Origin of the sequence: Paenibacillus sp. BJ-4, from assembly GCF_020404765.1 — a bacterium.
In the GTDB taxonomy this organism is placed as follows: domain Bacteria; phylum Bacillota; class Bacilli; order Paenibacillales; family Paenibacillaceae; genus Paenibacillus.
In genome coordinates, this window is record NZ_JAIVEM010000060.1 from 1 (window position 1) to 17,099 (window position 17,099).

Here is a 17,099-nt window from a genome sequence, read left to right on the forward strand (position 1 = left end):
AGTAGAAAAGTTCAACAAGCTGCTGTACAAAGAAAAAGGAACAAGCCTGCATAACCTGTACGGACCAACAGAAGCAACAGTAGATGTATCCTACTTTGGCTGCTCCACGGAAGAAGAATTGGAGCTTGTACCAATAGGAAAGCCCATAGATAACATTAAGTTATATGTTGTGAGTAAGGAAAAGGGCCTGCAGCCGATAGGAGTAGCGGGAGAACTATGTATAGCAGGGGATGGACTGGCAAGAGGGTACTTGAACAGACCGGAACTTACAGAAGAAAAATTCGCAGCAAACCCATTCGCACCGGGTGAAAGGATGTACAGGACAGGTGACCTGGCNCCTGGGCAGGATCGACCATCAGGTAAAGATAAGAGGCTACAGGATAGAACTGGGTGAAATAGAGAACCGGTTATTAAAGCATGAAACAATAAAAGAAGCAGTGGTATTGGACAAAGAAGGAGCTGACGGAAATAAGTATCTTTGTGCGTACGTCGTACCGGATCAAGAAATAACCGTACAGGGGATGAGGGAACACTTGTCAAAAGAGCTCCCGGACTACATGATCCCTTCTTACTTTATGCAGATGGAAAAGCTGCCATTGACCCCTAATGGAAAAATAGACAGGAAAGCATTGCCCGAGCCTGACGGAAGTATGAGTACGGGAACAGAATATGTAGCGCCGCGGAATGAAGTGGAAGAGAAACTGGTTGAAATATGGCAGGAAGTGCTTGGAGCAAAACAGGTAGGAATAAGGGACAACTTCTTTAAAATAGGCGGAGATTCTATACGTGCAATATCATTAGTCAGCACAATATGCAAAAAGTTGGATATAAACATCCAAATCAGGGATATATACATGAATCCTGATATTGAGAGATTGTCTGCATTCTTAAAAGTAAAAGATACGGAAGCTTTTAACAGTAAGATGGGTAAAGCAAGGGAAGAACTGGAGTTATTTAAACAGCGAATATTGATGAATGAAACTCTCTCAGAAAAGTTACCTTCGGACATGGAAGATATATATCCGATGAGTCACATAGAGCTGGGTATGATTTATCATTCCAAAAAAGACTATGAAAATGCAGTTTATCATGACCAATTTGCATTTCATCTGAATGACAAAGACTTTGATTTCCCAGCATTTAAAGAAGCGATGCTTCTAATGACGTCAAAACATGATATTTTAAGGACGGTTTTTAATTTAGAGGATTTTGAAACTCCTGTGCAAATTGTTTACAAGGGCAGTAGTCTTGATATTGAGCAGATAGATATCATGAATTTTAGCAGGACAGGGCAGGTTGAGTATATAAACAAATATTTGGAAAATGACAGAGCGAATCCGTTTGATATATCAAAGCCCCTTTGGAGGATAAGAATATTCAAACTTGACGCAAACCATATTTGTCTGGTTCTGATATTCCACCATGCTATCCTGGATGGCTGGAGTGTTGCTTCATTGATTACGGAAGTTTCAAACCTATACTCTAAGCTTAAGCAAGAAAAAGATTATATACCAACACGGCTTAAATGCAGCTATAAAGATTATATAGCAGACCAAATGACAATTAAGGACAACCAGGAAGTAATTAATTATTGGAGAGAGGAATTAAGTGAATATAAAAGGTTGAATATGCCTGCAAATATTCATGGAAAAACAAAAAAATCTTATAAAGTAGACCATGTAACACGCCATTTAAGTCAGGAATTTTTAGGTGATTTAAGAAGTACTGCCAGAAGATATGATGTAAGCTTAAAGACACTTTGCTTTGCTGCATACACTTATATGCTCAATATGCTTTCATACGAGGATGACTTTGTCGTAGGTTTGGTAGAAAATAACAGACCTGTATGCGAAGATGGAGATAAGATGCTGGGGTGCTTCTTAAATACGGTTCCCGTCAAAATGTGTTTTGATAAAATCGATATATGGGAGGAATTGATAAAAGTTGCAGAAAAGAAATTAATAAACTTAAAGCTTTATGGAAGACTGCCTTTATTTGAGATCATAAATATCCTGGGCGGAAAAGAAAACAAAGAGGAAAATCCTTTATTTGATACCATATTCAATTATGTGGATTTTCATATATATAACGAGATAATAAACAAAGAAATCGGTGATGTTAAAGATAGAATTTCAGTTGATGAATATGAAGCAACCAATACAAGTCTTGACTTTACAGTAAGTAATACATTCGATGATCTTAATATAAGCTTGATCTACTCGGACAAAGTATTGGAAAGAAAACAGGCAGAAGAGTGTATAGACTATTTTATTAATATTTTAAATATGTTTATCCATAACCCCAAAGGGTCAGTTGACAAGCTTATTATATTAAGTCATGAAGAAAGAAAGCAGTTGCTGATAGACTTTAATGATACTAAGAAAGACTATCCGCAGGACAAAACCATACATGAGCTGTTTGCTGAGCAGGTGGAAAGGACACCTGACAACATAGCTGTGGTATATGAAGACAAGCACTTGACTTACAGGGAATTGAACGGAAAGGCAAATCATTTGGCCAGAGTATTGAGGAACAAAGGGGTAAAGCCTGACCGTATTGTAGGAATTATGGCCGAACGTTCATTTGAGATGATTGTGGGGATATTTGCCATATTGAAAGCTGGAGGGGCGTATCTGCCGATAGATCCTAATTATCCTGATACAAGGATAAAGTATTTGTTGGACGATAGTGGTTCCCAGATCCTTTTGACCTCCAGGACCTTTATGGAAAATAAGCAGATTGATGCGGATATTATATATCTGGAGGAAGAATATTTAAATGAAGAGAACTCAAAGCTTGAAAATGTAAACAAACCCTCGGACCTTGCGTACGTCATTTATACATCAGGTTCGACAGGGAAGCCCAAAGGTGGAATGATTGAGCATACTAGCGTTGTAAACATAATTACAGCCCTCCAGGCCATGTATCCGCTTAAAGCGGAAGACGCTTTTCTATTTAAAACAACTTATACCTTTGACGTATCCGTAGCTGAGATATTTGGCTGGTTCCTCAACGGAGGAAAGCTTGTAATATCACGCCAAGGTGTGGAAAAGGAAGCTATGGAGTTAGTAGAGGTAATAAACAAGCATAAGATAACCCATGTAAACTTTGTACCATCAATGCTGAATATAATGGTACAAACTTTAAAAGATAATGGTATAAAACTGCCATCAACTCTCAGGTATATTTTTGCTGCTGGAGAAGCGCTGCCCAAAAAGCTTGTCCATGAGCTTTTCGATGTCTCAGAGAACACATCTCTGGAAAATATCTATGGGCCTACAGAGTCCACGATATATGCAGCGGGTTACAGTATAACAAAGAAAATAGCAGAAGAACTTATAACAGTACCTATAGGGAAAGCTTTACAGAATGTATACCTTTATATACTGGACAAGCACAACCAATTAACTCCTGTAGGAGTGGCCGGTGAACTTGTGATAGGTGGAAGCGGTCTTGCAAGGGGCTATTTGAATAGACCTGAACTGACAGCAGAAAAATTTGTACCTAACCCGTTTATTCCCGGCGAAAAAGTGTACCGCACAGGGGACTTAGTAAGGCGGCTTCCTGATGGGAACATCGAATTCATGGGCAGGATCGACCACCAGGTAAAGATAAGAGGCTTTAGAATAGAGCTTGGAGAAATTGAAGCACATCTGGTGAAGCACACTGCTATTAAGGAAGCAGTGGTTATTGCAAAGGAAGAGCAGCAAGGGAAGAAGTACCTGTGTGCATATATTGTAGGGGAAAATGAATTGACCATTTCCGAGCTAAGGGAGCATCTCTTAAACGAACTACCTGACTACATGGTACCAGCATATTTCATGAAGCTGGAACAGCTGCCATTTAATGCCAACGGTAAAATTGATCGGAAAGCATTGCCTGAACCACAGGGGAATATTAATACCGGAGTAGAGCATGTAGTTCCTAGAAACGAAAGAGAAGAAATACTGGCCAAAGTATGGGAAGACGTACTAAAAACTGAAAACATCGGGGTAAAAGATAATTTCTTCAGCCTTGGAGGAGACTCAATAAAAGCCATACAGGTAATGTCGCGTCTTAACGTCCATGGGCTAAAGCTTGAAATGCGGGACTTATTCAAACATCCTGTAATTGAGGAACTCGTCGAATATATACAATCTACAAGCCGAAGAATTCATCAAGGCCCGGTAGAAGGCATAGTACCGATAACACCTATACAAAGATGGTTGTATAAACAAGACAGCAAGGATATCCATCATTTTAATCAGGAAATAATGATATATGGGCGTAACGGATTTGAAGAAGCTATTATTCGAAAAGTATTGTCAAAGCTTGTAGAGCACCACGATATTTTTAGAACAGTGGTAAAAATAGAGGATCAAAATATACTCCAATACAACAAAAACCTTGAAGGTGAACATTTTTCATTGGAAATTGTAGACCTTAGGGACAGCTATAATTACCGGGAAAAAATAGAGCTGGAAGCGTCGAGGATTCAGAGGAGCATGGACTTGTATAACGGTCCTTTAGTTAAGGTTGGTCTGTTTAAGACTAAAGAAGGGGACCACCTGCTAATAGCTATTCACCACCTTGTAGTTGATGGGGTATCGTGGAGAATCATACTGGAAGATTTGGACATAGGATACAGACAGGCGCTAAACAATGATGAAATAAAATTCAGCAACAAGACCGACTCTTTCAAAGATTGGGCACAGAGGCTTGATGAGTATGCCAATAGCCCTGAACTATTAAAAGAAATAAATTACTGGACCAATTTGGAAAAAACTGAAACAATACCGCTTCCAAAAGACCGAGAGATTGAAGAAAGAAGGTATATGAATAACAATAGCGTCAAGATCGAGCTGAGTATTGAAGAGACTGAGAAGATGCTAAAGCGGGTAAACCATGCTTATAACACAGAAGTAAACGACATATTGCTTACCGCCTTGGGATTAGCAGTGAGGGAATGGACCGGAAATGATAAGGTTCTGATCAGTCTGGAGGGGCACGGCAGGGAGGAAATCATTAAAGACATTGACATAAGCAGGACCGTGGGATGGTTCACCACCCAGTATCCCGTGGTGTTAGATGTCAGCGGACAACTCGATATTTCCCGCATGATCAAATCGGTAAAAGAAAACATCAGGCATATACCTAACAAAGGGATAGGTTACGGCATACTAAAATATCTTACCTTGCCGGAAAACAAAGCCGATTTAAACTTTAATCTAAACCCTGAAATAAGCTTCAATTACCTCGGTCAATTCAACCAGGATAATGTAGACAATTTATTTGGAGTGTCTGATATTCCTGCCGGAGAGTCTACAGGACCAAACTATAAAAGTGAGTATTGTATTGATATTAACGGCGGAACTGTAGAAGGCGGGAAGCTGGAATTAAACTTTAGCTACAACCAGGGCGAGTATGAGAAGAGTACTATTGAAGGGGTAGCGGTGAGTTTTAAAAAGCATTTAGTAAACATAATAACCCATTGTGCAGAAATGGACTATTCAGAAGCTACACTCAGTGATTTTACAGTAGACGATCTGAATATGGATGAGTTTGAAGACGTATTGAATAACTTCGAATAAAAAGAGTTTGTATTTAAGGAGGAGTACTTATGAGTGATTTGAAGAAACAAAACATAAAAGATATGTACCGGCTCACTCCTATGCAGCAAGGGATATTGTACCACTATATGATGGATAAAAATTCAGACGCCTACTTTGAGCAGATATCACTTTCTATAAAAGGCATCCTGGACATTGATTGTGTTGAAAAGAGCGTTAATATCATTATTGAAAAGTATGACGCTTTGAGAACAATTTTTTTGTATGAAAATGTAGCCAAGCCCTTACAAGTAGTCATGAAGGAAAGAAAGCTGTCTGTCAGCTATGAGGATATTACCTCCCTTGCCGAAGAACTAAGGGATAGGTATATAGAAGAATACAGGGTTAAAGACAGAAAAAAGGGCTTTGACTTATCAAGGGATATTTTAACAAGATTAAGTGTAATTAAAACAGGCTACCAATCTTATAACATGGTATGGAGCTTTCATCACATCATTATTGATGGGTGGAGTCTCGCAAATATATTTAGAGAATTTATGGAAAACTATGAAGCCCTGATGAATAGCCGGGAGCCGGAGTCAGGAAAGGTATATCCTTACAGCCGCTATATCAAATGGTTGGAAGGCAGAAATCAGAACGAGGCCGCAGATTACTGGGAAACCTATCTTAAAGGTTACGAGCATCAGACAGTCCTTCCCCAAAACGGCAGGTCTGCAAGTGATGATTTCAGGATTGAAGAAACGGAGTTTAAAATATCTGAACAAATAACTAGCGATCTTGAGAAGTTTGCAGCCAAAAACAATACAACCATGAGTACCATTATAAAGACCATATGGGGGATATTATTACAGCGGTATAACAATACCGATGATGTGGTGTTTGGTGAGGTGGTATCGGGAAGGCCTCATGAAATACAGGGAATTGAGAGCATGGTGGGTTTATTTATAAATACCGTTGCAGTAAGGGTGAGTTGTGATGAGGATAAAACTTTTACCGAACTGATCAAAGAGATGCAGCAATCGGTGCTTGAATCTGACCGGTACAGTTTCTATCCTCTGGCGGATGTGCAGTCAAAAACATGCTTGAAAGATGCCTTGATACATCATGTCATGGCTTTTGAAAATTACCCTATGGATGAAGCGGTTAATGCTTCATCCAGTAATGGCATTTTAAATGTAGTTGGAATGGAAATATTCGAGCAGACGAATTATGATTTTGGGATACTCGTTGATGGCGGTAAGGAATTATCTATTAAATTCAGTTACAACTCACTGGTATATGATGGTAATTTCATAGAAAAAATCAAGGGACATTTTCAGTCGGTAATAGAAATTGTAACCGATAATCCCGATATGCATATTAGGAATATTGATATACTCACCGAAGTGGAAAAGAAAGAAATAGTACACTGCTTCAATAATACAACGGAGGAATACCACAGGGAAAAGACCATTCACCAACTATTTGAGGAACAAGCGGTGAAGACACCTGACAATGCGGCAGTGGTGTTTGAGGGTAAGCAGCTAACCTATAGGGAACTCAATGAGAAGTCAAATCAGCTTGCAAGAGTGTTGAGGGATAAGGGAGTTAAACCAGACAGCATAGTGGGTATTATGGTAGAACGCTCACTGGAGATGGTCATAGGTATATTTGGCATACTTAAAGCCGGAGGGGCATATATGCCTATAGATCCTGACTACCCTAAGGCAAGAATCGAATATTTACTCGAGGACAGCGAGATAGGGGTGCTGATTTCCCAAAAGCAATTCCTGGAGAAAGTGGAGTTTTACGGGAAGTATATAGACATAGAAGATGAAAGCCTTTATGCCGGAAACCCTATGAACCTGGAAGTGGTATGTTCACCGCAAAATTTGGCATATATCATTTATACATCTGGGTCTACAGGAAAACCTAAAGGGGTTATGGTAGAACATAAAGGGGTAGCAAATCTGGAGGCGTTTTTCAAGACCCGCTTAAATGTAAGTGAAAGCGATAGGATTATTCAATTTGCATCAATTTCATTCGACGCTGCAGTTTGGGAAATATTTATGGGACTATTGGCAGGAGCAACACTATATATATCTTCAGGCGATATTATCAATGACTATCGAAGATTTGAAGAATACCTAAATGAAAATGAGATAACTATTGCTACTTTACCACCTCCGTATCTGGCAAATCTGGACCCGGAAAAAGTAACTTCCTTAAAGAAGGTAATTGCAGCAGGTTCGGCTTCCACTCCCGAACTTTTAAAGAAATGGAGCAACAGGATTTCATATATAAATGCTTATGGACCTACTGAGACAACCGTATGTGCAACGGTATGGAAAGCAGATGATTGTGAGACGGCCGATAAGTCGGTACCTATTGGTAAACCTATTACCAATACCCGGGTGTTTATAGTTGATGAAAACAATAATCTTAAGCCCATAGGTGTTGAGGGTGAACTCTGTGTTTCCGGGGCAGGATTGGCGAGAGGATACTTGAAAAAACCGGAACTTACCAGGGAAAAGTTTGTACCGAACCCATTTATGCCTGGAGAACTGATGTATAAAACAGGAGATCTTGCAAAGTGGCTTCCTGACGGGAATATTGCATTTGCCGGCAGAAAAGACCACCAGGTTAAAATAAGAGGGTATAGAATCGAGCTTGAGGAAATAGAAGCAGCCCTTTTGAAGCATGCTGATATAAATGAGGCGGTGGTCATTGACCGGGAGGATTCAAGTGTAGGCAGGTATCTTTGCGCTTATATAGTGTCTGACCGAGAAGTGACAGTGACCGAAATAAGGGAGCTTATATCTAAAGAGCTGCCCGATTATATGATTCCATCCTATTTTATGAGGATAGCAAAAGTACCGTTAACCATAAATGGAAAATTGGACAGAAAGGCGCTGCCGCTGCCTGATGGAAGAATAAATACAGGAACAGAGTATGCAGCGCCTTCAGGTGAAGTGGAGGAAAGGCTTGCGCTGCTGTGGCAGGACATCCTTGGAATAGAGAAGGTAGGAAGAAATGATAACTTCTTTATGCTCGGAGGACACTCGTTAAAGGCAACAAGCCTTGTAGCAAGAATTCACAAAGAGTTCAATGTAGACATACCTCTTAAGGAAATATTCAAGACACCAACCATCTTAGAAATTGCCAGCTACATTGAAGACTCAAAGGAGAGCCTATATCAGTCCATTCAACGTGCTGGGGATATGGAATATTATCCCATGTCATCCGCCCAGAAAAGACTATATATATTAAACCAGCTTGAAGGAGCTGGAATCGCCTACAATATACCTGGCATAATATTGCTGGAAGGTACTGTTGATAAAGCACGTTTTGAGCAGGCTTTTCATAGTCTGATAGAAAGGCATGAGAGCTTTCGAACCTCCTTCCATATGATCGAGGAAGAGCTGTCTCAGAAAGTCCATGACAAGGCGGACCTAAGTATCATGTACCTGGAAACCAGTGAAGAGAAGGTTCCCGAAATAGTGGAGAAATTCATAAGGCCCTTTGACCTTGGAAAGGCTCCACTATTAAGAGTTGGACTTGTAAAGATTGGAGAAGCCAGACATATTATGGTGTTTGACATGCATCATATCATATCGGATGGAGTGTCCAACGACATACTGGTAAGAGAGTTTATAAGCTTATATGAAGGGAAAATACTTCCTCCACTGCGTATACAGTACAAGGACTACTCAGTTTGGCAGAGGGAATTGTTTGCAGGAGCTGCCATAAGTAAGCAGGAGGAATTCTGGCTCCAGACCTTTCAGGGAGAGATCCCTGTGCTGGATTTATCCACCGACTACCCAAGACCCGCAGTACAAAGCTTTGAAGGAGACTACATCAGCTTTGAAGCTGATAGCGAGCTTGCGGTTAGACTTAACAAGCTTGGATCAGACAATGGAGCTACATTATATATGACGCTTCTTGCTGCATACAATGTGCTGTTATCTAGATACACTGGACAGGAAGATATTATTGTGGGAAGTCCTATAGCTGGAAGGCCTCATGCTGACCTTCAAGACATCATAGGTATGTTTGTAAACACTCTGGCCATGAGAAACCACCCGCAAGGAGAAAAGACTTTTATTGAATTCTTGAAAGAAGTTAAAGAAAATGCTTTGAAAGCATACGACAATCAGGACTATCAGTTTGAAGAATTAGTGGATAAGCTGGACATAAGGAGGGATATGAGCAGGAATCCCCTCTTTGATACCATGTTTGCCATATACAATGTTGGAAAAGCAGAGCTCATAACGTCTGATCTAAGCTTCAAGCCGTACAACAAAGGGATAGAAGGCAGAATATCAAAATTTGACATCACCTTAAATGCATTTGAGACTGAGGATGGTATAGCCTTTGAACTCGAATACTGTACAAGACTGTTTAAGAAAGAAACAGTTGAAAGACTTGGGGCTCATTACATCAATTTGCTGGAAGAAATTGCAGCATACCCCGAAAAAAGGCTTTATGAAATCGAAATGTTATCACAGGAAGAAAAACAGCAAGTATTATACAGCTTTAACGATACTGCTCTCGAATATCCCCTGGATAAAACCATACACCAAATGTTTGAGGAGCAAGTGAAAAAGACTCCTGATCATATTGCAGTGGTTTTTGAAGGTAAACAATTAACCTACCGAGAACTGAATCAAAAGGCAAACCAATTGGCCAGGGCATTAAGAGAAAAGGGAGTAAAGCCTGATGATATTGTAGGCATAATGGTGGACCGCTCGCCTGAAATGGTTATAGGTATAATGTCAGTAATCAAGGCTGGGGGGGCGTACCTTCCTGTAGATCCTAATTATCCATTGGAAAGAAAAAGGTATATGATGGAGGACAGCAAGGCCAAAATTTTACTCACCCAAAATCATCTTATGGATCGTGATGATTTCGATGGTGAGATTATTGATTTATCTGATTATGATTATAATTTTATAAACGATGTGAATATAAAATGTATAAATAAGCCTGGTGATACAGCGTACATCATCTATACCTCTGGCTCAACGGGAAACCCTAAAGGTGTTTGCATTGATAATAAGAGTGTATTAAACCTGGTAGAGGGTCTGTTCCAGAGAATATATAGCAAATATGAATCACCGTTGAATGTTTGCCTCATTGCCCCTTATGTTTTTGATGCTTCGGTGCAGCAGATTTTCGCAGCACTGCTAATGGGGCATGCATTGTACATTGTACCGGAGGAAGCAAGGAAAGACGGTAAAAAGCTGCTGGACTTCTATAGTGAAAATAGGATTGATATTTCGGATGGAACGCCCATACACGTAAATATGATGTTAAATTCTCCTCCTATAGATAATAACCTAAAAGTGAGACATTTTATTATAGGCGGAGATGTTCTTCCATTTGATGCAGTAAAAGACTTCCTAAGCAGATTTGAGGATGTGCAACCTTGCATCACAAATGTTTATGGTCCTACCGAATGCTGTGTGGATTCTACGGAATATTTGATTACTGCGGCGGGGCTTAGTAGATTGGATAATATCCCCATAGGCCGTCCTTTGCCAAACACCAGAGCATTCATACTTGGTAAGAAATTAGAAGTAAATCCTATAGGTATCGCTGGGGAATTATATATATCTGGGGATGGTCTTGCCAAAGGCTATTTAAACAAGACGGGGCTTACTGCAGAAAGATTTGTATCTAACCCGTTTATAAAGGGAGAAAGAATGTATCGTACTGGGGACTTGGCAAGATGGCTGCCTGACGGGAATATAGAATTTTTAGGCAGGATGGACCACCAGGTAAAGATAAGGGGATTTAGAATAGAACTTGGAGAAATAGAGGCTCAGCTATTAAGACATGCTTCAATAAAAGAAGCTGTGGTTATTGTAAAGGAAGACCAACAGAAGAACAAGGATCTGTGTGCATATTTCGTTGGGGAAAATGAACTGACAATAACTGAACTAAGGGAATGCCTTTCAAAAGAATTGCCCGAGTATATGATCCCGGCATACTTCATGCAGCTGGATGAAATGCCTTTGACAGCCAATGGTAAGATAGACCGGAAGAACTTGCCCCACCCTGCTGCTCATTTAAATACTGGAGTAGAGTATGAAGCACCTTCAGGTGAAGTGGAAGAGAAGCTTGTACAATTGTGGCAGGATATCCTGGGGGTTGAGAAAATAGGGAGAAATGATAATTTCTTTGTGCTTGGGGGGCACTCATTAAAAGCAATAAACTTTGCAGCCAAAATTCACAAAGAGTTCAATGTAAATATATCTCTTAAGGAGATATTCAAGCTGCCGACAATTGCAGAAATTGCCAAGTACATCCAGGAAGCCCAAGAGAGTATTTATCAATCTATCCAGCCCACTGGAGAAATGGAATACTATCCTATGTCGTCTTCCCAAAGAAGGCTGTATATATTAAATCAGCTTGAAGGAGCAAGGGTGGCATACAATATGCCAGAGTTTATGTTGTTAGAAGGCAGTATTGATATAGAACGTTTTGAGAAAGCCTTAGATCAGCTGGTAAAAAGGCATGAGGCTTTCCGGACCTCCTTCCATATGGTAGATGGTGAACCGGTGCAGAAGGTCCATGATGAGGTGGAATTTAGTATCATGTACATGGAAACCGGCGAAGAAAAAGCCTCAGAAGCAGCAAATGAATTCATAAGGCCATTTGACCTTGGCAAGGCTCCTTTACTAAGAGCAGGGCTCGTAAAAATTAGAGAAGACAGGCATGTCATGATGCTTGATAAACACCATATCATATCTGACGGGGTGTCGGATGAAATACTGGTAAGAGAATTCATAAGCTTGTATGAAGGAATGAATCTTCCAGCACTTCAGATTCAGTACAAGGACTATTCCGTATGGCAGAATAAATTGTTTGCTGACGGCACAATCAGTAAACAAGAAGAATACTGGCTCCAGGCATTTAGGGGAGAAATACCAGTACTTGATATGCCGGTAGACTACCCAAGGCCGGCTATACAGAGTTTTGAAGGCGATATGGTCAGTTTTGAAACAGGCCGGGAACTTGCACATAAACTGAACAAGCTTGCCGTGGATCATGGAGCAACACTGTATATGGTGCTTCTAGCTTCATACAATGTGCTTCTTTTCAAATACACCGGACAGGAAGATGTCGTAATTGGAAGCCCTATAGCAGGAAGGCCACATACAGATTTGCAGGACATCATAGGCATGTTTGTCAATACCCTAGCTATGAGGAATTACCCTCAAGGTAAAAAGAATTTCAGCGAGTTTTTGATGGTAGTAAAAGAAAATGCTCTAAGGGCTTATGAAAACCAGGATTACCCATTTGAGGAACTTGTGGAGAAGCTTAGCATTAAGCGGGATTTGAGCAGAAATCCGCTGTTTGATACTATGTTTGTCTTGCAAAATAAAGAGGCATCAGAATTTAAGATGAATGGGCTAAGGTTCATGCCCTATGATAATGAGTTCAGGGCGTCCAAATTTGATTTGACCCTAAACGCCCAAGAGACCCAGAATAATATTGTATTTGGGTTAAAGTATGCTACTCGTCTGTTTAAGAAAGAGACAATAGAAAAACTTGGGGTCCATTTCATCAATGTACTGGAAGAGATCACAGCTTACCCCGAAAAGATGCTGTCCGAAATAAATATACTATCTCAGGATGAAAAACAGCAAATACTAAATAGTTTTAATGATACAAAGGCAGAATACCCTAGGGATAAGACTCTACATGAGCTGTTCCAAGACCAAGTGGAAAGGACACCTGATAATGTAGCTGTAGTGTTTGAGGACAAGCAATTAACCTACAGGCAGCTCAATGAAAAGGCAAATCAGCTTGCCAGAGCACTTAGAAGTAATGGTGTAAAGCAAAACAGCATAGTTGGAATAATGGTAGAAAGATCCGTAGATATGCAGGTTGGAATACTGGGAATTTTAAAAGCAGGAGGTGTCTATTTACCAATTTCAACCAAACTTCCTGAACTAAGAATAAAAAAATTACTGGAAGATAGTAATGCAACTATGCTGTTGACGCAATCACATTTAGCGGATAAAGCAGAGTTTTACGGTAATATATTACTGCTTGATTCCCCTGAAATATACATTGGAAGTGCTGAAAACCTTGATAAAATAAATAAACCAGAGGACTTAGCTTATATCATTTATACATCGGGATCTACTGGAGTTCCGAAGGGTTCAATGATAGAGCATCGAAGTGTAGTTAACTTGGTTTATGGACTAAGAAAGCTTGTCTATGAAAATTATGATAATTATTTAAATGTTGCCCTTGTGTCCCCTTACTTTTTTGACGCATCTGTAAAACAAATATTTGCGGCTTCTCTCCTTGGCCATACGCTGTTTATAGTTCCTGAGGATACAAGGCTAGATGGTGAGGGCCTTCTAAAGTACTATAACAGGAATTCAATTGCTGTTTCAGACGGAACACCAGCACATATAAAGCTTTTAACAGATACTGCCAGGCCTGGCGAAAGTCTTTCAGTTATGCAGTTTATTATCGGAGGGGAAGAACTTTCATGTAAAGGTATACAAGGTTTCTATGATCGGTTTAAAGATAATAACCCTACTATAACAAACGTTTATGGTCCAACAGAATGCTGCGTAGATTCAACTTATTACCATTTAAGCCGTGAGAAGGTGAGAAATCTAACAAGTATACCTATAGGTATGCCATTGCAGAATTATAAGATATATATACTTAATGAAGACATGAATATCTTACCGGTTAATACAACTGGTGAAATATATATATCTGGAGATGGGCTGGCAAAAGGCTATTTGAACAAACTTGAATTGACTACGGAAAAATTTGTAGCTAATCCTTTCAGCTCTGGAGAAAGAATGTATCGTACCGGTGATCTTGGAAGGTGGCTTCCTGACGGAAACATCGAATTTATAGGCAGAGTAGACCATCAGGTAAAGATTAGGGGCTTTAGGATAGAGCTTGGGGAAATAGAAGTGCAGCTATTAAAGCATCCTTCAATAAAAGAAGCTGCGGTAATTGCAAAGACAGACCAGGAGGGCAACAAGTATTTGTGTGCTTATATAGCAGGGGAAAGTGAATTTACAATATCAGATTTAAGGGCGCTTCTCTTAAAAGAACTTCCCGATTACATGATACCACAATACTTTGTTCAGCTGGAAAAGCTGCCTTTGACAGCCAATGGCAAAATAGATCGGAATAATTTACCCCAAAATGACGGTACTTTAGCTACATCAGTAGAGTATGTAGAGCCTTGCGGTGAAGTTGAGGAGAAGCTTGCACTGCTGTGGCATGATGCCCTTGGAGTACAAAAAATTGGTGTGAATGATAACTTCTTTGAACTGGGAGGATACTCACTGAAGGCAATATCCCTTATAAGCAGAATTTATGAACAGTTAAATGTTGAGGTACCACTAAAAGACTTTTATATGGCCCCAACCATAAAGGAAATTGCCCGTTTTATACACAATACGTACGCCAATGATTATATTACACCAAGTCCGGCAATTCATTTTAATTCAGCAATGGAGAGTCTTATGTTTGCATTCCCTCCAGGAGGAGGAAATGGAATAGCTTATGGTAGTTTATCAAAACAAATGAATGCTTATTCCATATATTCCTTTGACTTTATAGAAAATGAGAGCAGGATGGAGGAGTATGTGAAGGCAATTACTTCTGTCAAACCCGAGGGCCCATATATTCTATTTGGTTACTCGGCAGGAGGTAATCTGGCATTTGAAGTTGCTAAAGTATTAATTGAAACTGGACATCATGTATCCGATATAATCTTTCTGGATTCGGCTAAATCATTTGTCCTTATTGAGGAAGAAAGCGAAGATGCTAAGAAACTTGCTGAGCAACAGGATAAAGAATTTATAGAAGAAAATGAGAAACTTATAAAAGGCATGTTTGGAGATAACCAGGCAGTTATTGAAAAGGCCATTGAAAGAATGAGAAATTATCATAAATACACTAGAAGTGTTATAAACTCGGGACAGATAAACTCCAATATCCATCTTATTATATCACAGCAGCAAGACAATGAAGGTGAAGCTGATTTATGTGAAGGATGGAGAGAGGCAACAACGGGAGAGTTCAAAGTATATAACGGATTTGGCAGTCATTTTGATATGTTAAGTACAGGATATATAGATAAAAATGCGGCTATTATTAAAGAAATATTGGAAGAGATCAACCAATAGTTCAGATATAAGGGGTAGATATAATGGATAAGATTAAATTGTTTTGTCTGCCGTATGCAGGAGGTTCTGCAGCAGTATATAAATATTGGGAACAATACTTGCATGATAGGATTGAGCTTTTCCCGATTGAGCTTGCGGGAAGAGGCAGCAGGATTGGTGAACCGTTTTACGGAAGTGTTGAGGAAGCGCTTGAAGATATACACCGTATTATCATAAGCAACCTTGAAGAACAACCTTATGCGTTGTTTGGCCACAGTATGGGCAGTGTACTTGTATATGAACTTGCCTATAGAATAAAGGAGCTCGGACATCCATATCCTGTCCATATGTTTATTTCCGGCAGATATCCTCCGGGTTTTGTAAGTAAGAAGAAGGTACTCTATGATTTGCCGGATAAGGAGTTTGTGGATGAGGTATTTAAGCTGGGAGGCACGCCCAAAGAGGTTCTGAAAAGCAATGAATTAATGGAGTTGTTTTTACCGATACTCAGAGCGGATTTTAGAATTACTGACACATACAGGCACATTGAAAAAAACGCTAAGCTTGACTGCGATATAAGTGTATTGTGGGGAAAAAGAGAAAAGGGAGCCACTATTTTTGACGTTGCAAAATGGCATGATTATACGTCCAAAAGTTGTAAAATTCATATGTTTGACGGGGATCATTTTTTTATACACGATTACAAAAAGGATGTAGCAGCAATAATAAATAGTAGTCTCATCGACTTTGCAGACAATGGTATGTGAAGACTGAAGTTTATTTAAAATTTAATATGAAATCAAGAGGCTAAGTTTTTAGGTTGACTTTAATGACCTGTAGACTTAGCCTCTTTCCAGTCTAATCAAAAATTTCAAGAAAGTAGAACCTACGTCCTATTGGAATTATTTTCATGTTTCTGTATTATCAGAATTGTAATCATTTGTTTAAGCGCTTTAATTATGGAATGAACTTGAAGTATTTGTGAAAACAAAGGGGGGAAATAGTGCTGATAAATGTTGAAAATGAGCAACACAGGAAAATATCAGAAGAAAAATACAAGGAGGTTTGAAAATGACTAGCAAAAAGTTTTCTTTTAAAGCCACATCACTTTTGGTAGTTTTAGCAGTATTCTTATCCACCTTTTGCGCAGTCTTGCCGGTGAGCGCAGCCGCTAGGGGAGCATGGGCACCAAATACTGCCTATGCAGTAAATGATACAGTAACATATAGTGGAAGTACTTATACCTGTCGTCAGGCACATACTTCCCTCGTAGGTTGGGAACCACCTATTGTTCCTGCTTTATGGGAGAAAGGCGGCAGCGGAACTACGCCACCTACAACACCGCCAACAACGCCACCAACAGGTCCTTCAGTAACAAAGCCTTCCGAAGTTCCAAGCCACATATGGACAT

5 protein-coding genes are annotated in these 17,099 nt (G+C 39.7%); all 5 read left to right on the forward strand.

Annotated features, from left to right (window positions below; all coding sequences use genetic code 11):
- On the forward strand, positions 1-394 hold a 394-nt coding region (locus tag LCF57_RS27865), incomplete at its 5' end, for an AMP-binding protein (protein ID WP_318840667.1).
- Complete coding sequence (locus tag LCF57_RS10780; RefSeq protein ID WP_318840668.1) at positions 327-5,570, forward strand: non-ribosomal peptide synthetase; 5,244 nt, start codon at positions 327-329, stop codon at positions 5,568-5,570. The genes LCF57_RS27865 and LCF57_RS10780, both read left to right, overlap by 68 nt.
- Positions 5,571-5,599: 29 nt before the next feature.
- A complete protein-coding gene (locus LCF57_RS10785) occupies positions 5,600-15,709 on the forward strand; it encodes a non-ribosomal peptide synthetase (protein ID WP_226000688.1) in 10,110 nt (3,369 codons plus the stop codon).
- Positions 15,710-15,732: 23 nt separating this feature from the next.
- Positions 15,733-16,455 carry a thioesterase II family protein gene (locus LCF57_RS10790; protein ID WP_025721395.1) on the forward strand — a complete coding sequence of 241 codons (723 nt, stop codon included), beginning with the start codon at positions 15,733-15,735 and terminating at the stop codon, positions 16,453-16,455.
- A gap of 304 nt (positions 16,456-16,759) precedes the next feature.
- Positions 16,760-17,099 (forward strand): carbohydrate-binding protein (locus tag LCF57_RS28155; RefSeq protein WP_413232192.1); only part of this gene is annotated, 340 nt, incomplete at its 3' end.